The sequence below is a fragment of the Leifsonia sp. 2TAF2 genome, assembly GCF_052115085.1.
Taxonomy (GTDB): Bacteria; Actinomycetota; Actinomycetes; order Actinomycetales; family Microbacteriaceae; genus Leifsonia.
In genome coordinates, this window is sequence record NZ_JBFRFY010000001.1 from 1,831,091 (window position 1) to 1,857,012 (window position 25,922).

22 protein-coding genes are annotated in these 25,922 nt (G+C 69.7%); 8 read left to right on the forward strand and 14 right to left on the reverse strand.

Features of this window, described 5'->3' with window-relative positions; all coding sequences use genetic code 11:
• Positions 1–114: 114 nt before the first annotated feature.
• Positions 115–1,548, reverse strand: a complete 1,434-nt coding sequence (locus AB4Z18_RS08855) for an anthranilate synthase component I family protein (protein ID WP_441782314.1) — start codon at positions 1,546–1,548, stop codon at positions 115–117.
• A 17-nt stretch (positions 1,549–1,565) separates the two neighbouring features.
• On the opposite strand from AB4Z18_RS08855, the gene AB4Z18_RS08860 reads away from it, so the two are divergent.
• Positions 1,566–2,381, forward strand: a complete 816-nt coding sequence (locus tag AB4Z18_RS08860) for an aminotransferase class IV (RefSeq protein ID WP_441782315.1) — start codon at positions 1,566–1,568, stop codon at positions 2,379–2,381.
• A 239-nt stretch (positions 2,382–2,620) separates the two neighbouring features.
• Here the strand turns inward: AB4Z18_RS08860 and cydC are convergent, their stop codons facing one another.
• Genes cydC through AB4Z18_RS08880 form a run of 4 tightly spaced genes read right to left on the reverse strand, consistent with a single transcriptional unit; the run spans position 2,621 to position 8,475 of the window.
• Complete coding sequence (gene cydC / locus AB4Z18_RS08865) at positions 2,621–4,345, reverse strand: thiol reductant ABC exporter subunit CydC (protein ID WP_441782316.1); 1,725 nt, start codon at positions 4,343–4,345, stop codon at positions 2,621–2,623.
• A 4-nt stretch (positions 4,346–4,349) separates the two neighbouring features.
• The gene (gene cydD / locus AB4Z18_RS08870) at positions 4,350–5,999 is read right to left on the reverse strand and encodes a thiol reductant ABC exporter subunit CydD (protein ID WP_441782317.1); all 1,650 of its coding nucleotides are present in this window, start codon (positions 5,997–5,999) and stop codon (positions 4,350–4,352) included.
• Position 6,000: 1 nt separating this feature from the next.
• Positions 6,001–7,053: a cytochrome d ubiquinol oxidase subunit II gene (gene cydB, locus AB4Z18_RS08875; protein WP_441782318.1), complete on the reverse strand. Its 1,053-nt coding sequence runs from the start codon at positions 7,051–7,053 to the stop codon at positions 6,001–6,003.
• A 12-nt stretch (positions 7,054–7,065) separates the two neighbouring features.
• Positions 7,066–8,475, reverse strand: a complete 1,410-nt coding sequence (locus AB4Z18_RS08880) for a cytochrome ubiquinol oxidase subunit I (RefSeq protein WP_441782319.1) — start codon at positions 8,473–8,475, stop codon at positions 7,066–7,068.
• A gap of 112 nt (positions 8,476–8,587) precedes the next feature.
• On the opposite strand from AB4Z18_RS08880, the gene AB4Z18_RS08885 reads away from it, so the two are divergent.
• The 3 genes from AB4Z18_RS08885 to AB4Z18_RS08895 are packed head-to-tail and all read left to right on the forward strand — an operon-like array spanning position 8,588 to position 10,636.
• The gene (locus AB4Z18_RS08885; protein ID WP_441782320.1) at positions 8,588–8,956 is read left to right on the forward strand and encodes a BlaI/MecI/CopY family transcriptional regulator; all 369 of its coding nucleotides are present in this window, start codon (positions 8,588–8,590) and stop codon (positions 8,954–8,956) included.
• Positions 8,953–9,909, forward strand: coding sequence for a M56 family metallopeptidase (locus tag AB4Z18_RS08890; RefSeq protein WP_441782321.1), 957 nt, complete (start codon positions 8,953–8,955; stop codon positions 9,907–9,909). Before AB4Z18_RS08885 ends, AB4Z18_RS08890 begins: the two co-directional genes overlap by 4 nt.
• 49 nt (positions 9,910–9,958) lie before the next feature.
• On the forward strand, positions 9,959–10,636 hold the full coding sequence (locus AB4Z18_RS08895; RefSeq protein WP_441782322.1) for a DedA family protein: 678 nt from the start codon (positions 9,959–9,961) through the stop codon (positions 10,634–10,636).
• 2 nt (positions 10,637–10,638) lie between these two features.
• Here AB4Z18_RS08895 and AB4Z18_RS08900 read toward each other — a convergent pair whose 3' ends face one another.
• The 5 genes from AB4Z18_RS08900 to AB4Z18_RS08920 all read right to left on the reverse strand — a co-directional run bounded on the left by AB4Z18_RS08900 (position 10,639) and on the right by AB4Z18_RS08920 (position 14,875).
• Entirely contained in the window at positions 10,639–11,565 is a 927-nt protein-coding gene (locus AB4Z18_RS08900) for an ABC transporter substrate-binding protein (protein ID WP_441782323.1), read from the reverse strand.
• 54 nt (positions 11,566–11,619) lie between these two features.
• Positions 11,620–12,363: an ABC transporter permease gene (locus AB4Z18_RS08905; RefSeq protein ID WP_441782324.1), complete on the reverse strand. Its 744-nt coding sequence runs from the start codon at positions 12,361–12,363 to the stop codon at positions 11,620–11,622.
• Positions 12,360–13,049, reverse strand: coding sequence for an ABC transporter permease (locus AB4Z18_RS08910; protein WP_441782325.1), 690 nt, complete (start codon positions 13,047–13,049; stop codon positions 12,360–12,362). The genes AB4Z18_RS08905 and AB4Z18_RS08910 overlap by 4 nt, the downstream gene beginning before the upstream one ends.
• On the reverse strand, positions 13,046–13,945 hold the full coding sequence (locus AB4Z18_RS08915) for an ABC transporter ATP-binding protein (protein ID WP_441782326.1): 900 nt from the start codon (positions 13,943–13,945) through the stop codon (positions 13,046–13,048). The genes AB4Z18_RS08910 and AB4Z18_RS08915 overlap by 4 nt, the downstream gene beginning before the upstream one ends.
• A gap of 273 nt (positions 13,946–14,218) precedes the next feature.
• Positions 14,219–14,875, reverse strand: a complete 657-nt coding sequence (locus AB4Z18_RS08920) for a TetR/AcrR family transcriptional regulator (protein WP_441782327.1) — start codon at positions 14,873–14,875, stop codon at positions 14,219–14,221.
• 202 nt (positions 14,876–15,077) lie between these two features.
• On the opposite strand from AB4Z18_RS08920, the gene AB4Z18_RS08925 reads away from it, so the two are divergent.
• From AB4Z18_RS08925 to AB4Z18_RS08935, 3 genes are read left to right on the forward strand one after another with little or no spacing between them, the layout of a single operon-like run.
• On the forward strand, positions 15,078–16,178 hold the full coding sequence (locus AB4Z18_RS08925; RefSeq protein ID WP_441782328.1) for an App1 family protein: 1,101 nt from the start codon (positions 15,078–15,080) through the stop codon (positions 16,176–16,178).
• 40 nt (positions 16,179–16,218) lie between these two features.
• Entirely contained in the window at positions 16,219–17,316 is a 1,098-nt protein-coding gene (locus AB4Z18_RS08930; protein ID WP_441782329.1) for a winged helix DNA-binding domain-containing protein, read from the forward strand.
• An 18-nt stretch (positions 17,317–17,334) separates the two neighbouring features.
• Positions 17,335–18,429: an FUSC family protein gene (locus AB4Z18_RS08935; protein ID WP_441782330.1), complete on the forward strand. Its 1,095-nt coding sequence runs from the start codon at positions 17,335–17,337 to the stop codon at positions 18,427–18,429.
• 56 nt (positions 18,430–18,485) lie between these two features.
• On the opposite strand, the gene AB4Z18_RS08940 is transcribed toward AB4Z18_RS08935, so the two are convergent.
• Positions 18,486–20,252 carry a proline--tRNA ligase gene (locus AB4Z18_RS08940; protein ID WP_441782331.1) on the reverse strand — a complete coding sequence of 589 codons (1,767 nt, stop codon included), beginning with the start codon at positions 20,250–20,252 and terminating at the stop codon, positions 18,486–18,488.
• Positions 20,253–20,377: 125 nt separating this feature from the next.
• On the opposite strand from AB4Z18_RS08940, the gene AB4Z18_RS08945 reads away from it, so the two are divergent.
• Complete coding sequence (locus AB4Z18_RS08945; RefSeq protein WP_441782332.1) at positions 20,378–21,811, forward strand: RNB domain-containing ribonuclease; 1,434 nt, start codon at positions 20,378–20,380, stop codon at positions 21,809–21,811.
• 326 nt (positions 21,812–22,137) lie between these two features.
• Here AB4Z18_RS08945 and ispG read toward each other — a convergent pair whose 3' ends face one another.
• The 3 genes from ispG to AB4Z18_RS08960 all read right to left on the reverse strand — a co-directional run bounded on the left by ispG (position 22,138) and on the right by AB4Z18_RS08960 (position 25,862).
• Positions 22,138–23,271, reverse strand: coding sequence for a flavodoxin-dependent (E)-4-hydroxy-3-methylbut-2-enyl-diphosphate synthase (gene ispG / locus AB4Z18_RS08950; RefSeq protein WP_441782998.1), 1,134 nt, complete (start codon positions 23,269–23,271; stop codon positions 22,138–22,140).
• Positions 23,272–23,375: 104 nt separating this feature from the next.
• Positions 23,376–24,707 (reverse strand): M50 family metallopeptidase, encoded by a 1,332-nt coding sequence (locus AB4Z18_RS08955; RefSeq protein WP_441782333.1) that lies wholly within the window; start codon positions 24,705–24,707, stop codon positions 23,376–23,378.
• A 75-nt stretch (positions 24,708–24,782) separates the two neighbouring features.
• Complete coding sequence (locus AB4Z18_RS08960; protein ID WP_441782334.1) at positions 24,783–25,862, reverse strand: 1-deoxy-D-xylulose-5-phosphate reductoisomerase; 1,080 nt, start codon at positions 25,860–25,862, stop codon at positions 24,783–24,785.
• Positions 25,863–25,922: the final 60 nt, after the last annotated feature.

Consider the following 25,922-nt stretch of genomic DNA (forward strand, 5'->3'; position numbering starts at 1 on the left):
AGGCCGGACGGCGTGCGCCCGGGACTCCAGCGTACTAAACCTCGGACACGCCCAGTCCGTTCCCAGTGACCGTTCAGTTCGCGGCAGGCGTCATTGCCCGAGCGGGCGGTGTGGTCAGCGCACCGTCAGCCCGGCCGCTGCGAGCAGGGCCGCGGCCTTCACCCGCACCTCCTGGAGCTCCTCCTCCGGCACCGACAGCGCGGTGATCCCGCCTCCCGCACCGATCACCGCGGTGTCCCCGGTGAAGTGGATGCTGCGGATCACCATGGCCAGGTCCGCCGTGCCGTCGAAGGCGAAGAAGCCGAAACATCCCGCGAACGCCCCACGCGGACCGCCCTCCAGACGATTCAGGATGCGCATCGCGCTGAGCTTCGGCGCGCCCGTCATCGAGCCGGCCGGGAAGCACGCGGCGACCGCATCCACGGCGCCGAGACCCGGCCGCAGGAGCCCCTCGACGGTGGACACGAGTTGGTGCACCTGCGCGTAGCTCTCCACCGCGAGGAGGTGCGTGACTTCGACCGATCCGACCCGGCTGACCCGGCCCAGGTCGTTGCGCATGAGGTCGACGATCATCACATTCTCGGCGCGTTCCTTCTCGCTCGCCTCGAGTTCCGCCCGCAGCTCCAGGTCGGCGGCGAGGGTCGCTCCTCGCGGCCGCGTCCCTTTGATCGGGCGCGTGCGCACGCGACCGTCCGGCTCGACGCGGAGGAACTGCTCGGGCGACGAGCTCACCAGGGTCTCGCCGCCGATCCGGAGGAAACCGGCGTGCGGTGCCGGGCTCGCCCGGCGGAGGCGGAGATGGACGGCCAGCGGATCCGCGGTGGTCGTCGCGACGGCACGGTTCGTCAAGCAGAGCTGGTAGGCATCCCCGTCGTGGATGGCGTCCTGGCACGCGCGGATCGCGGCGAGGTAGGCCGGGTCGTCGTGACGCCAGTGCGCTGCGGCTTCCGGGAGGGGATGCGCTGTCTCGTAGGCACGCGCGGCGCCGGAGGCCTGGCCCAGCGTCGCCGCGGTCGCGGCTGCCCAGGCGCGACCGTCGGAATTGTCGGCGGTGACGACCGCTACGGACCGCGCCGCGTGGTCGAAGGCGACGAGGCGGTCGACGAGGAGCAGGGCGGCGTCGGCGGTCGCGTCGCCCGTCGCGTTCTCCGGCGCGTTCTCCGTCGCGTTCTCCGGCGCGTTCTCCGTCGCGTCGCCGGCTGCGACCGGCGCGCCGACCGCCGCGGCCCCGGCTTCGTACCCGATCCGGCCCCACCAGCCCACGGAATACGGCGACGGCTCGGAATGCGGGCGCTGCGCGAGGTCGGTGCGTAGCGCATCCAGGATTCCACCCGGCTTCCGCACCTCGCCGACCGTGACGGTGCCGTCGGCGACCGACGACGTCATGGTGAGCCGGCCCGTGCCGATGAACGAATGTCCGGCGGCCGCCTCCGGCCCGCTGTCGAGCCAGGCGGCGTCCGCCCCGGCTTCGTCGCCGAAAAGGGCAACGAATGCGTCCGCCGGGTCGACCCAGAAGTCGAGCGGCTGCGTGCGGAGCGGGAGGACCACCGGGCTAGCCTAGGCGAGTGGACGCGCACGGCACCGGACCTGTCAGCACGATCGCCGATTGGGCGGACGGCGCGTTGCGGGTGCGCGACGACTGCGAGCTGGTCGAGACGCAATTGTTGGCGGCCGATTCGTTCCTGGTGCAGCACGGTGAGGCCCTCGCTCTGGGCCTCCACCGGACGCGGTTCGCCGAGACCGCGCGCGAGCAAGGGTTCGCCTCGGCCGGGGAGCTCGAGGCGTTCTGGGAGGCTGGCGTCGCCACTCTGCCGCGCGACGGCGCGTGGTTCCCCCGCTTCGAATTGGTTCGCGCACGGGATGCGCTGCGCCTGCGATTCCGCCTGCGCACCGCGCCGCCGCTGACGACCTCGGTGGTCGTGGCGACGGCGGAGGCGGACCCGCGGCGCACCCCCGAACTCAAGGGGCCGGACATCGACGCGTTGAGCGCCGTACGTCAGCGGGCCCAGCGGCGCGGGGCGCAGGAGGCGATCCTCCTCGACGGCGGGCAGGTGTCGGACGGCACGAGCACCGCGCTGCTGTGGTGGCGCGGGGATGCGCTGTTCGCGCCGCCGTTCTCCCTTCCGCGGGTGGACAGCGTCGCGGCGAGGACGGTACGCGGGATCGCCGCGGCGCTCGGGGTGCCGGTCGACGAGGAGGCGGTGCGTCCGGCGGAGCTCGACGGCGTCGTGCTGTGGGCCGTGAATGCGCTGCACGGGATCCGCATGGTCACGGCGTGGGTCGACGGGCCGGCGCTGGTGCACGATGCTGCGCGGACGGAGGCGTGGCGGGCGCGGTTCGCGATGCTCGCGCGGCCGTTGCCCCCGGTGTCGCGGTCCTGAATACAGGACCGCAGGCGGCGGCGGCCGGGCCGGATGTCGTCGCGTCCCGTTGCCCGTCCTGCTTTGAGGACGAGCATCGTCCTGTATTCAGGACCGCTGGGTCGATCCTGTATTCAGGACTTCGAGGTGCTCGCGTGCAGCTATGTCCTGAGTTCGTGGCATGGCTGCACGGCCGAGCCCGATTCTCCTGAAAACAGGAGCGGGGCGTCCTGAAAACAGGACCGGGGTCGGACAGCAGCTCACGCGCCCACGAGCCGCCCACCCTCCAACCGCACCTCACGGTCGATCAGCCCGGCCGGCACCTCCGTGTGTGAGATGAGCAACACTGTCCGGCCGTCCTCCGCCGCCGTCTGCAGCACATCCCGGACGATCGCGTGCGCGACCGGCGCGTCCACGTTCGCGGTCGGCTCGTCGACGATCAGCACCGGGAAGTCGGCGAGCAGCGCCCGGGCGAGGGCGATGCGCTGCGCCTGGCCGCCCGATACCAGGGCCCCACGCTCCCCCATCCGAGCTGACAGCCCGCCGCGCGAGACCGCCCAGTCGCGAAGCCCCACCCGATCGAGAACCGCGAGCAGCTCGTCGTCGGTCGCGGAGTCCCGCGCGAAGAGCAGGTTCTGCCGGAGGTCGGAGTCGAACAGGTACGGACGCTGCTCCACGAGCCCGACCGCACGGCGCACGTCATCCTGTCGCAGCTCCCGCGCGGGGATGCCGTCGAGCCGGTAGTCGCCGGTGTGGTCGAGCAGGCGCGTCAGCACGTGCGCCAGCGCCGTCTTCCCGGCGCCGGTCGGACCGGTGAGCAGCACGCGCTCCCCCGGTGCCAACCGCAGCGAGACGCCATCGAGCACCGGCGACGCCGTGTCGGGCCAACTGGCCGACACGGCATCCAGCCGCACCTCCGGCACCGCCCGGACCTCGAGCGGATGCGCGTCCGGCGCATCCACCGGGATCCCATCGGGCACGGTCACAGGCGCGACGGACGCGATCCGCTCGGCGCTGGCCCGCACCCGGCGCCAGGCACCGAAGGCGAGCGGCACCGTCCCGAACACTTCGAACACCGCCAACGGCAGCAGCACGATCACGGCGAGTCCAGGGCCGTCGATCGCACCGCCGCCCAGAGCCGGGATGCCGCCGGCCAGCGCCCCGACCGTGGCGGCGCCGGCGAACAGCGACACCGCACCGGCGGTGAGCCCCAGTCCCACTGCTCGCGCGCGGACCGCCGCGGTGAGCCGCGCGCTCGCACGACGCACCCCCTCTTCCGCTGCGGGGAGGGCGCCGTAGGCGGTGAGCACGTCGAGGTTGCTCACCAGGTCGTGCAGCGCATCGTTCACGGCGGCTCGCAGCGGCGCGATGCGGCGCTCGGCCGCCCCGGCGGACCAGCGGTTGACCAGGGCGCCCGCGACCAGCGCCGCGACGAGTGTCACCAGCAGCGCGACGCCCGCCGCCGGAAGGATGAGGGCCGCCACAACCACGCTGCCCACGGCGACGACACCGGCCGCGACCAGTGGCTGAATCACGCGCACGGACAGGTTCTGCAGCTCGTCCACGTCATCCGCGATACGGGCGAGGAGGTCGCCGGACCGCACCCCGCGAAGCCCGTCCGGCGCGAGCGGCACCAGGCGGGCGAACAGCCGCGACCGGATGGTGCCCAGCTGCCGAAAGGCCGCGTCATGCCCGGCCAGCCGTTCCAGGTAGCGGAAGAACGCCCTGCCCAGGGCGAAGGCCCGAACGCCGACGACCGCCATCGACAGGTACATCAGCGCGGGCTGTTCCGAGGCGCGCGTGATCAGCCACGCGGAGACGCCGAGTAGCGCGACCGCGCTCGCGCCGCTCATCGCGCCGAAGGCGATCGCGGTCCACAGCCGACCGGCCGCGGGAACGGCAAGGCGCAGAATGCGGCGCACCTCCGACGGACCGGCAGCGCCATCGACGGCGGCTTGGGCAGCGGCATCGGCTGCAGATCGCACGGACTCATCGGACACCGGACACCTCCGTCCCCACTGCGACCCGCAGCTCGGGAATCGTGAGCACCGTATCGGCCGCATCCGCGACCGCCTGCCGGTGACTGACCACCAGCACCGCCACGCCGTCCTCCGCCACCTTCCGCAGAGACTCGAACAACCGCCGCTCGGTCGAGGCGTCCAGCGCCGACGTCGGCTCGTCGAGGATCAGCACCCGGCATCCGTGGCTCCGTAGCCGGTACAGCGCGCGGGCAACCGCGACTCGCTGCGCCTGCCCTCCCGACAGCCCCGCGCCGCCCGGCCCGAGCACCAGCCTCGGGTCCAACTCCGAGGCAGCCGCGTCACGCAGCGCCTCGGCCACCTGCACCGGGTCGACCGCATCCCCCAGCGCGACGTTCTCGGCGATGCTCCCCGCCACGAGCGCCGGACGCTGCCCCGACCACGACACCGCCTCCCGTCGACCTTCGGCGTCCGTATGACCGCCCACCTGGATGCGACCCTCCGCCGCCACGAACCCCAGCACCGCGGCGATGAGACTCGACTTACCGGCCCCGCTCGGCGCTTGCAGCACGGCGAACTCGCCCGGCCGGACCTCCGCGCTGAACCCGTCCACCACGGTCCTTCCGTCATGCGCGACGCAGACGTTGTCGAACACCAGCCCGCCCCTGCCGGCTCCAGCATCCGCCGCAGCAACAACCGCCACATCCTCCGCCGCCTGGATCACCGCGAACGCGTTCGAAGCCGCCTCGATGCCCTCGGCGGCCGCGTGATAGCTCGCGCCGACATTGCGCAACGGGAGGAACGCCTCCGGCGCGAGCAGCAAAACGAACAGCCCGGCCGAGAGGTCGAGCGAGCCGCCGAGCAGCCGCAGCCCGATCGTCACCGCGATGACCGCGACCGACAGGCTCGCCGCCAGTTCCAGCACGAAGCCCGACAGAAACGACATCCGCAGCACGCGCATCGTGTGCAGGCGGTACTGCTCGCTGACCTGGCGGATGCGGGCCTCCTGGCGGTGCTGCCGCCCGAACAGCTTGAGCGTCGCGAGCCCGGCGACGACATCCAGGAAACCGCTGGACAGCGCCGAGAGCGCCCGCCATTGCCGCCGCTGGGCGGCCTGCGTCGCCCACCCGACCAGGATCATGAAGACCGGGATGATCGGGAGCGTCACGACAAGGATGATCCCGCTGGTCAGATCCCGCCATCCGATCGTCAGCACGAGCAAGGGCGTCGCCACCGCCGTCGCGATCAGCTGGGGCACGTACTTGGCGAAGTACCCGTCGAGCGCATCCATGCCGTGGCCCGCGATCAGCGTCACCTCACCGCTGTTGCGGCGGGAGACCCATCCCGGACCCAGGCGCCCGATCGCCGACACCAGGCGCTCGCGCAGCTGCCCGACAGCGCGCGCGCCGCCGCGAGCCGCAACCGCGTCGACGGCCCACAGCAGCACGGCGCGCGCAAGCACCACGAGGGCCAGCAGCGCGAGCGTGCGGCCGAGGTCCGTTAGCGACTCCCCCGCGATCGCGTGCACCACCAGGTCGGTGACGAGCCACGCGAACGCGATGATGGATGCGGTCTGCAGCACCGCGAGCATCCCCCCGACGGCGAGGGTGCCGCGGGTGGACGACGCGTAACGCAGGAGGCGCGGGTCGAGCGGTTTCATGTCAGGCGGTCACCGGCCGCGGGGTGTCGTCGTCTGCCGTCGGCTCCACGGGCGTCCCCTCCTGCGGGATGTGGTCACGCGTGACCCGCTTGCGGAAGATCCAGTACGTGAACCCCTGGTACACGAGGATCAGCGGCAGGAAGATCGCCGCCACCCAGGTCATGATCGTCAGGGTCGTCTGGGAGCTCGACGCGTTCGCGATCGTCAGGCTGTTCTCCGGGTTCGGCGAGGAAGGCATTACGTCCGGGAACAGCGCGGCGAACAGGGAGACAACGGCCAGCGCGATCGTCGCGGCCATGAACCCGAACGACCAGCCTTCGGCCCCGCGCAGGTTGGCGATCCAGGAGGAGACGAGGGCGACCGCTGCGAGGATGGCCAGCGCCAGAAAGACCGGCGAGAAGTGCGACAGCGCCGTCCAGCCGAGGAAGACGACCGCGACGACGATCGCCGCAAGGCCGGACCTGGTTGCCAGCCGCCGCGCCCGCAGCCGCAGGCCGCCATCCGTCTTCAGCGAGATGAACACGACGCCGTGGGTGAAGAACAGCAGGAGGGTCGTCAGGCCGCCCAGAAGCGCGTAGCCGTTCAGCAGGTCGAAGAACGTGCCCGTGTAGTCGTGGTTCGCGTCCAGAGCCACGCCCTGCACGATGTTCGCGAACGCGACGCCCCACAGGAACGCGGGCAGCGCGGAACCTGTGATGATCATCCCGTCGAACCACTTCTTCCAGCGGGCGCCGGCGCGCTGGTGCCGGTACTCGAACGACACACCGCGAACGATCAGAGCGAGAAGGATGAGCAGCAGGGCCAGGTAGAACCCGCTGAACAGCGTGGCGTACCACTCCGGGAACGCCGCGAAGAGGGCGGCCCCGCCGACGATGACCCACGTCTCGTTGAGGTCCCAGACCGGGCCGATGGTGTTGATCATCACGCGGCGGTCGACGTCGTCGCGGCCGAGGAACGGCAGCGCCATCCCGACGCCGAAGTCGAACCCGTCGAGCACGAAGTAGCCGACGAAGAAGAAGGCGACGAAGCCGAACCAGAGAACTGCGAGATCCATGAGCGGTGCCTCCTAGTAGATCGTCGCGACGGGGATGGGCTCGCCGGTGTCATCGAGGTGTTTCGACACGTCCTCCGGGCCCTTCTGCGCCGCGCGCTTGATGAGCAGGAACTCGACCACGGCGAGGGTGCCGTACACGGCGGTGAAGGCCACCAGCGAGATCAGCACCTCCAGGCCCGTCGTCCCAGGCGAGACGCCGTCGGCGGTCTTCATGAGACTGAACACGATCCACGGCTGGCGGCCCATCTCGGTGAACACCCACCCGACCACCATGGCGAGGAGCGACAGCGGCATCGCCCAGATCGCGATCCGCCACATCCACGGCCGCGGCGTCCGGCCCTTGCGGGTCAACCAGAGTCCGGCGACGGCGATCAGCACGTGGAGCATGCCGAGCCCGATCATCCACCGGAACGCCCAGTACGTGACCCAGATGATCGGCGTGTAGTCGCCCGGCCCGTACAGCTGCGTGTACTGCGCCTGAAGGTCGTTGATCCCCTCCACGGTGCCGTTCAGGCTGTGCGTCGAGAGGAACGACAGCAGATACGGGATGCGAATGGAGAACAGCTCATGCACGCCGTCGGGGGTGCCGAGGGTGAAGATCGAGAAGGACGCGTCAGCCCCGGTCGAGGTCTTGTAGAGCGCCTCCGCCGCCGCCATCTTCATCGGCTGCGTCTCGACCATCGCAAGCCCCAGCTGGTCGCCGCTGAGCACCGTGCCGACCGCGGCGCCGACCATCAGCCAGAGGCCGAACTTCAGCGCCGGCCGCATGGTGTCGAGGTGCCGGTTGCGCGACAGGTGCCAGGCCGCGACGGCGATGATGAGGCCGGCGGACACCATGAAGCAGCCGAAGATCGTGTGCGGGAACGCCGCGAGGGCCACCTTGTTCGTCAGCACCGCCCAGAGGTCGGTGAGCTCGGCCCGTCCCTTCGCCGCATTCAGGTGGTAGCCGACGGGGTTCTGCATGAAGGCGTTGGCCGCCAGGATGAAGTACGCCGAGAGGATGCTGCCCACCGACACGACCCAGATGGTCGCCAAGTGCAGACCCCTGGGCAATCGGTCCCAACCGAAGATCCACAACCCGATGAAGGTCGCCTCCAGGAAGAACGCCAGGAGACCCTCCAGCGCCAAGGGGGCCCCGAAGATGTCGCCGACGAAGCGGGAGTAGTCCGACCAGTTCATGCCGAACTGGAACTCCTGCACGATGCCGGTGACGACTCCCATCGCGAAGTTGATCAGGAAGATCTTGCCGAAGAAGTGGGTGAGCTGCAGGTAGTGCGGCTTCCCCGTCCGGTACCAGGCCGTCTGGAAGACGGCGGTGCAGGTGACCAGACCGATCGTCAACGGAACGAACAGGAAGTGGTAGATCGTGGTGAGCCCGAACTGCCAGCGCGACAGCAGGAGCGGGTCCAGCAGCTCGTTCACGTGCATCCCTTTCGCCTCTTCTACGCTCTGTAGACGGTTCTTCTACGCTCTGTAGAACAGAACTTCTACGAAGTGTAGAACATTCCCAGCCCGATCGCGCTACCCTGTATCCGTGGCCAATCTCGGAGAACTGGAGCGGGCAGTCATGGACGCCCTGTGGGACGGCGACGCGCCCATCACCGCGGGCGAACTACGCGACAAGCTAGCGGCGGCGCGCGACACAGGAAAGGCACCGGCGCTGACCACGATCCTCACCGTGCTCTCCCGACTGGAGGCCAAAGGCTTCGTCGGCCGCGACCGGGATGCCCGCCCCCACCTCTACTTCGCCGCCCTCACACGGGCCGGACACGTCGCCGACCTCATGCGGGAGGTACTGGAGTCGTCCTCCGACCGCAGCGAAGCCCTCGCGTACTTCGTCGGCTCGGTCGACGAATCCGAGGCGGAGATGCTGCGCCGTCTGCTCGACGCGCGCAGCGTGTGAGCGCCGACCCCGCCGCGGGACTGACCGGGGCGATCTTCCTCGGCGCCCTCGCGGTCGCCCTCGCGTGGCCGGTGCCGCTGCTGCTCGCCCGCGCGAAATGGCCCTCTGCCGCCCCGGTACTCGCCGTCGCCCTCTGGCAGTCGATCGCTCTCGCCGGCGGTATCTCGATGATCGGCTCGCTGCTGCTCGCCGGGCTGCAGCCGTTCGGCGACACCCTGTGGAGCCGGATCGAAGGCGCCTGGGCGTCTCTCTTCCACGGCCCGCTCCCTCCCGAGGCGACCCTGTTCAACGCGTTCCTGCTCAGCGCCGCCATCCTGCTCACCGCGCATCTGCTCCTGAACCTCGCGCTCACCTCCGTACGGAGCCGCAACCAGCGTCACCGGCACATGGAGCTGCTGCGGCTGCTCTCCTCGCCGCTCCCCGACGCCCCGAGCACCCGGGTCATCGACCACCCGGCGCCGGCGGCATACTGCCTGCCCGGCGCCCGCAGCGTCACCGTGCTCAGCGAGGGCATGATCGAGCTCCTCTCCCCCGCCGAGTTGGATGCGGTGGTCGCGCACGAGCGCGCCCACCTGCGGCAGAAGCACCACCTACTGCTCGACGCGTTCCGGTCGTGGAAGCGGGCGCTGCCGTGGTTCCCCATCGCGACCCGGGCACAGGACGCCGTTGCCCTGCTGCTGGAGATGCTGGCCGACGACACCGCCCGGCGCACCTCCGGGGATGCGGCGCTCGCCGAGGCCATCCGGCTGGTCGACGAGACGGGGCAGGCCGGCGCCGTGCTCGGCGCTCCGAAGGATCGGAGGACGCCCGAGCAGCGCCGCGCTGCGCTCGTCGCCCGGGAGGAGCGCCTGACGGGGCACCGGCGCACGGTGGGTCCGGTGCTGCGGGCCGTCGTCGTGGTGCTGACCGTGTTGCTGGTCGTCGTTCCGCCCGTCGTGGTCCTCCTCAGCTGAGAGGCAGACCGCCCCGCTAGCATTCGGGTATGCCGCCGCGGGGAACGACATGAACGATGCGCTGACCTGGATCCTCGACCTCGTCCAGAGCGTCGACCCTGTTCTCAGGACGCTTCTCGCCGGCGTCGGCATCCTGCTGGAGACGTCCATCCTCGTCGGGCTCATCGTGCCCGGCGACACGATCGTTCTCGTCGCCAGCACTGGAGTCGCCAACCCGGTCGAATACGTCGCCCTGGTGCTCGCGGTGATCGTGGGGGCGCTCTGCGGCGAGTCGATCGGATTCGCGCTCGGGCGATGGTTCGGTCCACGCATCCGGGGCAGCCGTCTCGGTCGGCGGATCGGTATCCGCAACTTCGACCGGGCCGAGGCGTACCTGGCGCGCCGCGGCGGAATCGCCGTGTTCCTCTCGCGGTTCCTGCCGGTGCTGCACTCGATCATCCCGCTGACGGTGGGCATGAGCCCGATGCGCTACCGGACCTTCATGGCCTGGACGGTGCCGGCGTGCGTGCTGTGGGCCTTCGCCTACGTGAGCGTCGGCTCTGCCGCGGCCGGCGGATACCGCGAGCTCTCGCGTGAGCTGCACTGGGCGGGATATGTCTTCGTCGCCGTCATCGCGGTCTTCCTGGTGGCCGTGTTCGTGGTGAAGAAGGTGCTGGGTGCGCGAGAGGCCCGGCACATGGAAGCGGCGGCCCGGGAATCCGAGCCGCCGCTGCCTGATGCCGAATAGGCCTACTTGATCGGGTGGTCCTGGAGCCACTTCTTCGCGACGGCGTCGGGCTGCGTCTTGCTGTCGCCCTGGTTCTCGCCGTTCATGTCGATCAGGTCTTCCGTGGTGAGTTCCTTGGAGACCTTGTTCAACACGTCCTTGACCTTGTCGGACGCCTTGTCGCTGTTGATCAGCGGCACGATGTTCTGCGCGGCGATCAGGTTCTTCGGGTCCTTCAGCGTGACGAAGCCGTTGTCCTTGATCGCCGGAGTCGTCGTGTAGATGTCCGCCAGTTGCACATCGCCGTTCTTCAGAGCGGCGACGGTCAGCGGGCCGCCCGAGTCGCTGATCGGCTTGAGCGTCGCGGTGACGCCATAGGCCGACTTGAGCCCCGGGATGCCGTAGGGCCGCGTCTGGAACTCCGGGTTCGCGCCGACCGTCAGCGGGTCGGTCACCTTCTTGAGGTCATCGAGGCTCGTGACCTTCCACTTCTCGGAGAACTCCTTGGTGACGTTGTACGAGTCGGCGTCCTGCGCCTCCGACTGGTCGAGCACCTCGTAGCCCTTCGGCAGTGCCTTGCCGAGCGCGGCGATCACGTCGTCGCTGGAGGTGGCGGTGCTGCTCTTGTCGTAGAACTGGAGCAGGTTGCCGCTGTACTCGGGGATGAGGTCGATGGAGCCGTCCTGAAGGGCCTTCAGGTAGACGTCGCGCTGGCCGATGCTCGGCTTGAACGCGACCTTGACGCCGTTGGCCTCGAGCGCCTGGCCGTAGATCTGCATGAGGATCTCGGACTCGCCGAACGCGGCCGAGCCGATCGTGACGGTGTCGCCGGAGGACGATGCCTTGTCGGAGCTGAAGGCGCCACCGCCGGACGAGCAGGCGCTGAGGGCGAGCAGCGCCCCGGCGGCGAGCACGCCGGCCGCGATGCGGCTCTTCTTCGATGCGAACATGATCTCTCTTCTCTTGGTGTGTTTCTCTGTGTGCGTGGGACGTAAGGGTTCGGGTCAGGTGGTGGATGCGCTCTCGCGCGCCGTGCTGCGGGCGGCCCGTCTGGGCTCCCCCTCAGCGGAGTCGCGGACGCGGCCTGCGGCGACGCCGCGGGGGACGACCAGCCGCTGGACGATCGCGAAGATCCCGTCGGAGACGAGTGCTAGCGCGACGACGATGATGGAGCCGCCCAGCATCTCGGGGTAGTTCTGCACGGCGATCCCGTCGAACAGGAAGCGGCCGAGGCCTCCCACCGGGAGGATGGCGGCCACCGTCCAGGTGGCGATCACCTGCAGGGCTCCGGAGCGGATGCCGCCGATCACGAGGGGCAGGGCGAGCGGGAGCTCGACCTTGGCGAACACCTGCCAGCCCGTCATCCCGATCGCGCGCGCCGCATCGATGGGCGCCCGGTCGACCGATTCGAGGCCGGAGTACGCGCCGGCGAGGATCGGCGGGATGGCCAGGATGGTCAGCGCGATGAGCGGCGGCACGATCGTGAGGTTCGTCGTGATCAGCGCCAGGTAGATCACGAGACCGAGCGTCGGCAGCGCGCGGAGGGCGCCGGAGACTCCGACGGCCAGCCCGCGGAACCGCCCGCTGTGACCGATCGCGAACCCGATGGGCAGCGCGATGATGGCCGCGAGGAGGAGCGTCAGCAGCGAGTACACGATGTGCTCGCCCAACCGCATCGGGATGCCGTTCGGCCCCGACCAGTTGACCGGGTCGAAGATCCACCCGAAGGCGGCAACGATGTCGGTCATGCGCCCACCACCGTCTTCATGGCCTGGCGACGGCTGAGCCGCCCCGCGCGCCGGTCGGCGCGCGACCAGGGCAGCAGCAGACGGCCGATGCCGACGAGGATCAGATCGAACACGAGGGCGAGCAGCATGATGAGCACGATGCCCACCGCCACCTCCTCCGTGTACGAGCGGTTGAGGCCGTCGGTGAACAAGTAGCCAAGGTTCGGGACGCCGAGCAGGGCCCCGACGCTGACCAGGCTGACCGTGCTGACCGAAACGACCCGGAGGCCGGCGAGGAGGACCGGACCTGCGAGCGGCAGCTCGACCGACCAGAACCGACGCCAGGCGGAGAAGCCGACCGCGGTCGCCGACTGAAGCACATCCCCCGGGACCGAACCGAGCGCGTCAGCCGTGGTACGGACCATCAGCGCCAGCGCGTAGATGCTCAGCGCGACCACGACGTTGATGGGCGAGAGGATCTGCGTGCCGATCAGCGCCGGCATGGCGAAGAACAGCGGCAGAGACGGAATGGCGTACAGGATGCCGCCCACCGTCAGCAGGACGCCCCGGCTGAGCCGGTAGCGGTTCGCCACCCACCCGATGGGCAACGAGAGCACGAAGCCGATGACGATCGGCAGTGCGCTCAGCCACACGTGGTAGACCGTGAGATTCCAGACCTGGCCGAGATTCGACCACAAGAAGCTCACGGCGCGTCCTCACCCTGCGCCGGAGCACCCGCGCCCGAAACGGTCGCGGCCTTTGCCTCGAAGGAGCCGGAACCACCGTGCAGTGGACCGGAGAGGACGCCCGCGGCGCGGCCATCGCTGTCGACGAGTACCGAACCGGTCGGCGTCTCTTCCACGTGCAGGGCGCGGCGACCCCGGTCGGCGCCTACGAACGACGCGACGAAGTCGTCGGCCGGGTCGGCGAGGATCTCGGCGGGTGTGCCCTTCTGGGCCACGATCCCGCCCTTGCGGAAGATGACGACCTGGTCGCCGAGCTTGAAGGCCTCGTCGATGTCGTGCGTCACGAAGACGACGGTCTTGCCCAGGTCGCGCTGCAACCGGAGGAGTTCGTTCTGCAGATCGTCGCGCACGATCGGGTCCACCGCTCCGAAGGGCTCGTCCATCAGCAGGATGTTGGGGTCCACGGCAAGACCGCGGGCCACGCCCACGCGCTGCTGCTGCCCGCCGGACAGCTGACTCGGGTACCGGTCGGCCAGCGACCGTTCGAGTCCGACCGTGTCCATCAGTTCGAGGGCACGCTCGCGCGCATCCTTCTTCTTCACTCCGGTCAGGAGCGGAACGGTCGCGATGTTGTCGACGACCTTGCGGTGCGGGAGCAGGCCCGAATTCTGCATCACGTAGCCGATCGATCGGCGAAGGGCCACCGGCTTCAGCGAGAGGACATCCTCTCCGTCGATCTCGACCTGCCCCGAGGTCGGGTCGACCATGCGGTTGATCATCCGCAGGATGGTCGTCTTTCCGCTTCCCGAGGAGCCGACCAGCACGGTGATCTTGCGGGACGGGATCACCAGCGAGAAGTCGTCGACGGCGAGCGTCCCGTCCGGGAAGCGCTTGGTCACATCGCGGAACTCGATCACGTTAGCGCTCCCTGGGTCGGGAACGCTGCGCTCATCGAGGCGCGGAAGAGTGCGGGGGACGTGACAGCCATCGACGTAAGCCAAACAGCGTCGAGCCGTTTGCGCAACGGAATACGTCGAATTGTGGCGGACAGGGTCGGTCGCATTCCGGCCCCCTTCCTCTCGGTGAAGCGGCGATTCGGTGTGGTGCACTCTGTGTTCGGAGTGCTCGCCTCTGTGGATGGCAACTTGCCACCGACCACCGACATTCCCGAGGGATGCGACCAGCCGAACTCAGGAGTTCGGCCCGAACCGCCGTTCCAGGTACTCGCGTGCGACGTCCCGCGCCTCCGAGATGTAGCGCTCGTCGCCGTTCGGGTCCTCCACGAAAGCGCGGTTGATCAGGGAATCCATGATCTCCACGACCACCTGGAGCCGGAAAGCGAGGTCGTCGCCTCCCGGGAGCCCGTACTCGTCGGAAAGAATCTGCGCGAATTGGTTCGCGAATCCCGTGTCGGGAAGCGTCTCATCCTCTGCGGCACCGGAGCGCTCTGCGTCGGTGAACCGGATGATGCGGAAACCGCGCTCGGTGCGGAACATCTCGACGAAAGCGTCGATCGCGCACTCCACGGCGTTCCACCAGTGCGCGGGCGACTGGGCGTCAATGGCCTCGACCACCGAGCGTCGGTAGCGCAGCAGCGCCCGGTCGCGCAGTGCCTGGAGCAGCACGATGCGGTCAGGGAAGTAGCGGTACACGGTCCCGATGGACGCGCCGGCGCGTTCTGCCACCATGGCGGTGGTGAGCCGGTCGAAGCCGATTTCGTCGACGACATCGGCGGCGGCATCGAGGAGGGCGTCGATCCGCGCAGCACTGCGCTCCTGAATCGGCTCCGTACGCACGAGTTGCGCTCCGACAGAGGTCTGACCGGCAACCAGATCGTTGATGGGCACGAGGGCGACTCCTTCTTTCTCTCGAATAAGGCGGTATTGCGGGTCCCCAGCCCGGCGACGGGGCGACCCGTCGCACTGACCCGATCATATTCGTGGAAACCTCACTTCTGCTGAGGATTACCCTGTGACGCGCCGCGGAATTGTCCCCCAAATCTGGGGGATGCATTCGTGCGCACGTTCACTCCATGAGAAAATAGCTCAGATGCCCTCCCCCGAATCGCGCCCCGAGCAGGTCTCCGGCGACCCCGTCGCCCGCCGAGGCGCCGCGGTCGAGCCGATCATGCACCGCGCAGCGCGCCTGGAGGATGCGTTCCACGAGTTCCGCGCCCGTCGCGCCCGCAAGCGCGGTTTCCTGGCGACCGTGGTGCCGTACACCGGCTACGGTTCGCCGACCTGGGTGCGCATCCTCGGCCGCGTCGTGCTCGCGAAGGACCCGCGACCCGGGAGCCGTGCCGAGCGCCTGCACCGGAAGCGGGAGGAGTCCGTGCGTGGTTGGCGTTCGTTCGTCAGCGTCCCGCTGGCGATGACCACCGTGACGGTCGAGATCGAGGGCGAGCGCCATGAAGTCGTCACCGATCGCGGCGGCGTGATCGACACCGTCGTCCCGGTGCAGCTGACCCCCGGCTGGCACACCGTGCGCCTCTCGACCGCCGAGTCGGCCCGGGTCTTCGAAGCACCCGTGTTCGTCATCGACCCGAAGGCGACCTTCGGGATCATCTCCGACGTCGACGACACGGTCATGGTCACGGCGCTCCCCCGCCCCTTCCTTGCCGCGTGGAACACGTTCGTGCTCGATGAGCACGCCCGCGTCCCGACGCCGGGCATGGCGGTGCTGCTCGAACGGCTCGCCGCCGCGCATCCCGGAGCACCCGTCGTCTATCTCTCGACCGGGGCCTGGAACGTCGCGCCCACGCTCAGCCGCTTCCTCTCGCGGAACCTGTTCCCGGCCGGCCCCCTGCTCCTCACCGACTGGGGGCCCACACACGACCGCTGGTTCCGCAGCGGTCGCGAGCACAAGCGGACGAGCCTCGAGCGCCTGTCGGAGGAGTTCCCCGGGCTCAAGTGGCTGCTGATCGGCGACGACGGTCAGCACGACGAAGACCTCTACGGCGAGTTCACGGTCGCCCACCCCGACAACGTCGCGGCAGTCGCCATCCGACAGCTGTCCAGTGGTGAGGCCGTCCTCGCCGGTGGGCGGTCGAAGGCCGACAAGCACAGCGAGCTGTCCGGCACGCCGTGGGTGTACGCCCCCGACGGGGCCGGCTTGAGCGAACAGCTCGGAGAGCTCGGCCTGCTCCACTAGCCGGATGCGCCGTGTCGGCGGTCACTGGCAGGCTGGACCCATGCCCGCCAGCCGAGTCCGCCGCGCCGACCTCCTCCGCCTGCGTCGACTCGCCCAAGCGATCGACGGCCCGCGCGAGCCCGATCCCGCCTCCGTCGCGCGTCGCCTGCTCGCCCTGCAGGGCCAAGATTTCGCCGCAGGATGCTGGGCTCTCGCTCTGCGGACGACCGGCGCGACGCAGGCCGACGTGCTCGCCGACCTCGACGCGGGCAGGATCATCCGCTCCTGGCCCATGCGCGGCACCCTCCACTTCGTCCCGCCGGAGGACCTGCGCTGGATGCTGTCGGTGACGACCGAGCGCATGGTGGCCGGGCTTGCACTCCGGCAGAGGCAGCTCGAACTCGAGGCCGCCGACTTTGCGCGCGCGGCCGAGGTGGTGACCGCCGCACTCACGGGCGGCCGCAGCATCAGCCGGGCCGACCTGATGACGGTGTGGGAGGAGGCGGGGATCTCCGCGGCCGGACAGCGCGGGTACCACCTCATCTACTTCCTCGCGCAGACCGGGCTCCTGTGCTGGGGTCCGGTGGTGCGTGCCGGCAACGGTAATCCGTCCCAGGCACTCGTGCTGCTCGACGAATGGGCGCCGCCTCCCGCAGAGCTGTCTCCGGACGAGGCGGTCGCCCGCTTCCTGCTGCGGTATCTGCAGGGACACGGGCCCGCGACGGTGCGCGACTTCGTCTGGTGGACGAAGGGCACGGTCGCGGGAGCGAAGACTGCCCGCGCGGTGCTGGGCGATGCGCTCACGACGCTCGAGGTGGACGGCACCGAGTACCTCGTGACGACGGAACTCCTCGACCGCGCGCAGGCCACGCCGGAGACGCGCGCCGAGAAGGAGGCGGTCCACCTGCTCCCGGGGTTCGACGAGTACCTGCTCGGCTACCAGGACCGCTCGCCGATCCTCGATGACGAGCACGCCGAACTCATCGTTCCCGGCAACAACGGGATCTTCCAGCCGATCATCGTCGCCGGCGGTCGCGTCGTCGGCACCTGGCGCCGCGACGGCGGCCGAGTGGTGCCCCAACCGTTCGCGACGCTGACCAAGGCGCGCGCGGCCCGGTTGGAGCGCTCGGCGCGCGCATACGCGACGTACTCGGCGTAGGCCGGGTAGCGTTGACGGGTGGCTCGCAACAGGACGTCCGGACGCCGGCTCCCGGCGGCCCTCGCGCTTCCCACCACCATCCGCACGTCGACCCGCGCGCCCTTCCTGCAGGTCGTGAAGACGGCGGTTGCCATGATCCTCGCCTGGGGAGCGGCCAGCCTCTTCGTCCACGGCGAGCTGCCGATCTTCGCCACCATCGCCGCCCTGCTCGTGGTCCAGCCGAGTGTGAATCAGTCGGTCGGCCGGGCCATCGAGCGCTCCCTCGGAGTCATCGGGGGCGTCGTCATCGCGTATTTGATCGGTCTGGCGTTCGGCACCAACAGCTGGATCGTGCTGCTCGCGGTCGTCGTCTCCGTGCTGCTCGCCTGGGCGCTCCGGCTGACACCGGGTACGGCCAACCAGGTGCCGATCACCGCCATGCTCGTCCTCGCGATCGGGGCCTCCGACCCCGAGTACGCGCTCGCCCGGATCGTGGAAACGGTGATCGGCGCGGCGATCGGTGTCGTCGTCAACGTGGCGATCGTCCCTCCCGTCCTGACGGCTCCCGCCCGCCAGGCGGTGATCGCGCTGGGGGCCGAGATCGCGTCGACGCTGGATCGTCTCGCCGACGCCTTGACGACCGAGCAGACCCGACCCGAGTTGGATGCGCTGCTGATCGAGGCGCGATTGCTGCGGCCGATGGAGGCCAAGGCGCAGGCGACGTTGACCGCTGCGGACGAGAGCCTCTCGCTGAACCCTCGGCAGCGGAAGCATCGCGCGTTCCTGGACCACGATCAGCAGCTGTTCGACCGGCTGCGTCCGCTGATCAACCGCACGCTCGGGATGACGCGCGCCTTCCACGACCACTACGACGACAGCCTGGCGGCCGAGCCGACCATCCGGGCCATCGCGGACGAACTCGACCGCGCCGCTCACGACCTCCGGCTGCTGACGCGCGATCCGGACGAGCCCGTGGTCGTACCCGGAACGGAGACCGCCGGAGTTCCGGTGCTCACCGCTCCCCTGACCGTCGTCACCCCGGACCCGCGCCACTGGGTGCTGATCGGGTCGCTCGTGGAGGACCTCCGCCGCATCCATGTGGAGATCGCCGGCGACGACGCTTCCACGGGCTGACCCGGGCTGACCCAGGCTGACCCAGGCTGACCCGGGCTGACCCGGGCTGGGCCCGACTACGCCGTGAGCTCTGCTACCGCCTCGCCGACCGGAAGGGTGCGGCGGTCGCCCGTGCGACGGTTCCACAACTCGACCTCGCCCTCGGCCGCACCGCGGCCGATGACGAGCACACGAGGAACGCCGATCAGCTCGGCGTCGCCGAACTTCACACCCGGCGACACCTTGGGGCGGTCGTCGTAGAGCACATCGAGACGAGCGTCCTCCAGTTCCGCGACGACCTGCTCGGCGAGCTCGTAGGCGGCCGCATCCCGACCCGCCGCGACCACGTGCACGTCGAACGGCGAGACCGATTCGGGCCAGATCAGGCCACGGTCGTCGTTGTTCTCCTCCGCGATGATCGCGAGGATCCGGGTGACGCCGATGCCGTACGATCCCATCGTCACGGTGACGAGCTTGCCGTTCTCGTCGAGCACCTTCAGTCCGAGCGCTTCCGCGTACTTGCGGCCGAGCTGGAAGACGTGACCGATCTCCATGCCGCGGGCGAGTTCCACGGGCCCCGAGCCGTCCGGTGCCGGGTCGCCCGCCTTGACCTCTGCGGCCTCCACGACGCCGTCCCAGCCGAAGTCGCGACCGGCGACCAGGCCGAACACGTGCTTGCCCTCGATGTTCGCACCGGTGATCCATCCCGAGCCATCCACGACGCGCGGGTCGACGACGTAGCGGATCCCCGTCGCCGACTCTTCGCCCAGCACGGGACCCTCCGGTGACCAGGGGCCGATGTAGCCCTTCACAAGCCCGGGGTGCTTGGCGAAGTCGGCGTCCGTGGCCGCCTCGACCTCGGCCGGGGCGAAGGCCACCTCGGCGCGCTTCAGGTCGACGCCACGATCGCCGGGCAGACCGACGATCACGAGCTCGCGGGTGCCGTCGAGGTGCGTGAGCGCGAGCACCACGTTCTTGAGCGTGTCCGCGGCGCCCCACGCACGGCCGTCCGGCCGCGGGTGCTTCTCATTGGCGAGTTCGACGAGCGACTGGATGGTCGGAGTGCCCGGCGTGTCCAGCACTTCTTGCGGCGTCAGCTTCTCGTACGAACGGGTCGGCGGAACCTCGGTCGTGAACGCCTCGACATTCGCTGCGTAGCCGCCGGGCGAACGGACGAACGTGTCCTCGCCCACGACTGTCGGGTGCAGGAACTCCTCCGAGCGCGAGCCGCCCATCGCCCCGGCGTCGGCCTGGACGATCACATACGACAGCCCGAGCCGGGTGAAGATCCTCTCGTAGGCGTCGCGCTGCGCCATGTAACTGGCGTCGAGCCCCTCGTCCGTGTAGTCGAACGAGTACGCATCCTTCATCGTGAACTCGCGCCCACGCAGCAGCCCGGCACGGGGACGCGCCTCGTCGCGGTACTTGTCCTGGATCTGGAAGATGCTCAGCGGCAGATCTTTATAAGACGAATAGAGGTCTTTCACCAGCAGGGTGAACACCTCCTCATGCGTCGGCGCGAGCAGGTAGTCGGCGCCCTTGCGGTCCTGGAGGCGGAAGATGCCGTCCCCGTACTCCTCCCACCGGCCCGTCGCCTCGTAGGGCTCTCGCGGCAGCAGCGCCGGGAAGTGCACCTCGTGCGCGCCCGCCGCCGTCATCTCGTCGCGGATGATCCGCTCGATCTTCTCCTTCACCCGCAATCCCAGCGGCAGCCACGCGAAGATGCCCGGCGCTTGGCGGCGGATGTATCCGGCGCGGACGAGCAGCCGGTGGCTGGTCACCTCGGCGTCGGAGGGATCTTCACGGAGGGTGCGGAGGAAGTAGTTGCTGAGGCGTGTAGGCACCGTTCCATGTTAAGGGGCGACGACCGGGCTCCATGCTCGGCGCGGGCCCGGTGTGGACAACCACGGGAAGAGGCAACCTGTGGACGCGATCCGGGGGCGTCGGACGCGAAGGCTAATGTGGCGGCATGCCCGACCGCCGGACCCGTGTCACCGACTCCGCCTCGGCGGCCCCGCTCGCCGCCTCCTTGGCGGCCTTGCGTCACGAGCTCGGCCTTCCCGACGGCTTCCCCGCGCCCGTTGAGGCCGAGGCGCACGCGGTCTCCGCGCAGCATCCCCTGCCCGACGCCGATCTGACCGACGTTCCGTTCCTCACTATCGACCCCGCCGGCTCAACCGACCTCGACCAGGCTTTGCATCTGTCCCGCACGGACGACGGCTTCCGCGTCCGGTACGCCATCGCCGACGTCCCGGCCCTGGTGACGCCCGACGGCGAGGTGGATGCGGAGGCACGGCGCAGAGGGCAGACCCTGTACGCCCCCGACGGGCGGGTGCCGCTGCACCCCTCCGCCATCGGCGAGCACGCCGGCTCTCTGTTGCCCGACGCGGTGCGCGGAGCGTTCGTCTGGGACATCGCGCTCGACGCTGATGGACACGAGACTTCGGTCCACGTGTCGCGCGCGCGCATCCGCTCCCGCCGCCAATGGAGCTACGAGGAAGCGCAGCGGGCGCTCGACGACGGCAGTGCGCCGCCCGAGCTCGCGTTGCTGCGCGAGATCGGCACCGCCCGCATCGCCTGCGAGCGGGAACGCGGCGGCGCGAGCCTCAACACCCCCGACGAGGAAGTGGTCTTCCGCGACGGCGCGTACACCCTGGAGCGCCGGGCGCCCCTGCCCGTCGAGGAGTGGAACGCGCAACTGTCGCTTCTCACCGGCATGGCGGCCGCCAAGCTGATGCTGGATGCGCGGGTCGGCATCCTCCGCACCATGCCCGCGCCGAGCGCCGACGCGTTCGCCGCCTTTCGCGCGCAGACCGTCGCCCTCGGTCTCCCCTGGGCCGACAGCGTGCCGTACGGCGAGTACCTGCGCCTGCTCGACCACGCGGAGCCGCGCGCCGCGGCGGTGCTGCAGGCCGCAACCAGTCTCTTCCGAGGCGCTGGCTACGTCGTGATGGACGGCGAGGCGCCGACGGATCCGCAGCAGTCCGCCATCGCGGCTCCGTACGCGCACGTCACGGCGCCGCTCCGCCGACTAGTCGACCGCTGGGGGCTGGTGATCTGCGCGGCTCTCTGCGCCGGTGAGCCGGTTCCCGAGTGGGCGCGCGGCTCGCTCGGCGTGCTGCCGTCGATCATGGGCAACTCCTCTCGACTCGCCGCGCAGCTCGACGCCGGCGCCGTGGACCGGGTGGAGGCGGCCCTCCTCTCCTCCCGGATCGGGAGCGAACTGGATGCCACGGTGCTCGGCGTGCGCAACGGCAACATCCTCGTCCAACTCGATGACCCGGCGGTCACGGCGTCGGCGCCCCGCCCGGACGGCGTGGGGCCGGGCGACCGAGTACGCCTGCGGCTGACGGCGGCGGACATCGCGACGGGACGCGTGTCGTTCGCGGACGTCCCTGAGTAGCTGCCCTGCGCAGTAGGGCTTGGGCGTCCTCCGTTCGGCGGCGCTCCGTCTTGTCCTGTTTTCAGGACCGGCGCCCGGACCTGTTTTCAGGACTCGGGGCCGGACACGTTCAGCCATGTCCTCTATTCAGGACCGCAGAGCCCCACCGACCTCACATCTCCTGAATACGGGACAGCGTGCCGGTCCCGTACCTAGGAACGCCCAGTCCTGAAAACAGGACCGCCAACTCCTGAAAACGCGACCGCCCGGTCCTGAAAACGCGACCGCCCGGTCCTGAAAACAGGACCGGGCGGAAAACGCGAGGCAGCGCGCACGCCGCCCCAATCTCAGTGCGCGCCGACGCTGACCGTCGGCTCGCCGGAGGTGGAGTCGCCCATCTCCTCGGCGAGACGGTTCGCCTCGGCGATGAGCGTCGCGACGATCTCGGACTCCGGCACGGTCTTGATGACCTCGCCCTTGACGAAGATCTGTCCCTTGCCGTTTCCGCTCGCGACGCCGAGGTCGGCCTCGCGAGCCTCGCCGGGGCCGTTGACGACGCAGCCCATGACGGCGACACGGAGCGGCACGCTCATGCCCTGAAGGCCCTCGGTCACGCTGTCCGCCAGCGAGTAGACATCCACCTGGGCGCGGCCGCAACTCGGGCACGAGACGATCTCGAGCTTGCGCTCGCGCAGGTTCAGCGACTGCAGGATCTGCAGACCGACCTTGACCTCCTCTGCCGGCGGCGCCGACAGCGAGACGCGGATGGTGTCGCCGATGCCTTCGCCGAGAAGGATGCCGAATGCCGTCGCCGATTTGATCGTGCCCTGGAACGCCGGGCCGGCCTCGGTCACACCGAGGTGGAGGGGCCAGTCGCCGCGCTCAGCGAGCATCCGGTACGCCTTCACCATGACGACGGGGTCGTTGTGCTTGACCGAGATCTTGAAGTCGTGGAAGTCGTGCTCCTCGAACAGGCTGGCCTCCCACACGGCGGACTCGACGAGCGCCTCCGGGGTGGCCTTGCCGTACTTCTCGAGCAGTCGCCGGTCGAGCGATCCCGCGTTCACGCCGATGCGGAGGGAGACGTCGGCCGCCTTCGCCCGGCGCGCGATTTCGGCGACCTGGTCGTCGAACTTGCGGATGTTGCCCGGGTTCACGCGCACCGCGGCGCAGCCGGCGTCGATCGCGGCGTACACGTAGTTCGGCTGGAAGTGGATGTCGGCGATCACCGGGATCTGGCTCTTCTTGGCGATGATCGGCAGCGCCTCGGCGTCGTCACGGCTGGGCACGGCGACGCGGACGATGTCGCAGCCGGATGCGGTCAGCTCGGCGATCTGCTGCAGCGTGGCGTTGATGTTGGTCGTCGGCGTCGTGGTCATCGACTGGACGCTGACAGGAGCGTCACCGCCGACGAGGACTTTGCCCACCTTGATCTGGCGGGACTTGCGACGGGGTGCGAGGGTTTCGGGGACTTTGGGCATCCCCAGATTGATTGCTGCCACGGGCTCAATCCTACGCGGCTCCGTGGGAGGCGGCTGGGTGCCTCCGGTGAGCGCGCCAACGGATCGCCCAGGCCGGCCAGGGGTCAGCCGAAGAGGTTGACCGGCTTCACGATGTCCGCGTACATGAGCAGGACGCTCATGCCACCGAGGACGATCACGACGGCGAAGGTGAGGGGCATGAGCTTGGCCATGTCCACCGGTCCGGGATCGCGTCGGCGGAAGATCTTCGCCCACGTGCGGCGCAGCCCCTCCCAGAGGGCGCCGGCGATGTGGCCGCCGTCGAGAGGCAGCAGCGGCACGAGGTTGAAGACGAACAGCGCGATGTTGAGCGAGGCCAGCATCCCGATCATCGTGTAGACCTTGTCGACCGCGGGGACGCCGTCGAGTGCGGTCAGCTCCCCCGCCGCCCGGCCGATGCCGACGACGCTGATGGGTCCGTTCGGGTCGCGCTCGGCCGAGCCGAACGCGGCGTTCCAGACGTCGACCATGCGCTGCGGCAGGTGCAGGAACACGTTGAAGACCGCGCCGGTCTGGGCGCCGACCGCGGGGAGTACGGCGGTGGCCGGCTGAGGCACCAGTTTCGCGACCGGGCCGATGCCGACGAAGCCGACCGTGAGGGTCTCGATGCCGCCGTCGGCGTTCTTCACGACGGCGCCGTTGGCGTCCGTCTTGGCGACCTTGTTGACGACCGGTGTGAGCTGCACCGTGCGCTGCTCGTCGCCGCGGCTGATCACCATAGTGAGCGAGCGACCCGCCGACTCGCGGATGATGGCGGTGGACTGGTCCCAGCTGCTGATTTTGGTGCCGTCGATGCTGACGATGGTGTCGCCGGGCTTGAGGCCCGCCGCGGCGGCCGGACCCTGCGGAGCGTCGTCCGGGCAGGTCTTGGAGGTGCTCCCGGCCGGCAGGACGCACTGGCTCACCGTCGCGACGGTCGTCGAGCTCTGCGGAGCGCCGAAGCCCATCAGCAGGACGCCGAAGAGGACGACGCCGATCACCAGGTTCATGAACGGACCGCCGAACATGATCACGATCCGCTTCCATACGGGGAGCCGGTAGAAGGTGCGCTCCTCCTCGCCGACCGCGACGGTCTCCGTGCTCGCCGTGCGGGCATCCTGGACCATCTGCTGCATGAAGCCGGTGGTCGCGTTGCGGCCGCGTCCGCCCTCCTTGCCCGGGGGGAACATCCCGATCATGGAGATATAGCCGCCGAGCGGGATCGCCTTCACGCCGTACTCGGTCTCGCCGCGGCGGAACGAGAAGAGCGTCTTGCCGAACCCGATCATGTACTGCGTCACTTTGACGCCGAAGAGCTTCGCGGGCACCAGGTGCCCCACTTCGTGCAGCGCGATCGACACAGCGACGCCGATCAGGATGATGACGACGCCGAGGACGAAGAGGAGCACGGATTCCACGGCTTCAGAGTACTGGCGGACGCCTGCGAGGAGGCCGCGAACGACCTCTATGGCGGCTATGCGCGAGCCGTGGTCTTACCCGGCGATGAGGGCGTCGGCCTTAGAGCGTGCCCAGCGCTCCGACTCCGCCAGCGACTCCCTGGTCAGTTCGCCTGCCGGCACGTGCGCGTCGACTACGCGCTCCACGGTCGTGAGGATGTCGAGGTAGCCGATCGCGCCGGCGTGGAACGCGGCGACCGCCTGTTCGTTCGCGGCGTTGAACACGGCCGGGTAGGTGCCGGCGGCAAGTCCAACGCGCTTTGCGAGCGCGACCGCCGGGAATGCGTCGGTGTCGAGCGGCTCGAAGGTCCAGGTGTGCGCCGTCGTCCAGTCCAGCGGCGTGCCGACGTCGGGCACGCGGTCCGGCCAGCCGAGACCGAGCGAGATCGGAAGCCGCATATCGGGCGGCGACGCCTGGGCGATCGTCGAGCCGTCCACGAACTCCACCATCGAGTGGATGACGGACTGGGGGTGCACCGTCACCTCGATCCGGTCGTAGGGCACGTCGAAAAGCAGGTGCGCCTCGATCACCTCCAGGCCCTTGTTGACCAGGGTCGAGGAGTTGGTGGTGACCACGAGGCCCATGTCCCAGGTGGGATGCGCGAGCGCCTGCTGCGGGGTGACCTCGCCCAGGGACTCCCGGGAACGGCCGCGGAACGGGCCGCCGGACGCGGTGAGGACGAGCCGCCGGACCTCCGAGGGCGCCCCGGAGCGGAGCGCCTGAGCGATGGCGGAATGCTCCGAGTCGACAGGCACGATCTGCCCAGGCGCGGCCGCACGCTTGACGAGGCCACCACCGACGATCAGCGACTCCTTGTTGGCGAGTGCCAACAGGGCGCCGGTCTCCAGCGCCGCGAGCGTCGGCCCGAGACCGACCGAGCCGGTGATCCCGTTGAGCACCACATCCGCTTCGACCGACCGCACCAGCAGTTCGGAGTCGTCGGCGCCGAGCGCAGTATCGACCACCCCGAAGCGTTCCGCCTGCGCGGCGAGCTCGTCCGCGTTGCGCCCGGCACTCAGCCCGACGACACGGAACCGGTCCGGATTCGCCGCGACCACATCCAGCGCCTGCGTACCGATGGAGCCGGTGGACCCGAGGATGATGACTCTGCGCACGAAGCCATCGTACGCAGCGGGGTGCCGACCGCGGCTGCGCTTGTCAGGGGGGGCGGCACG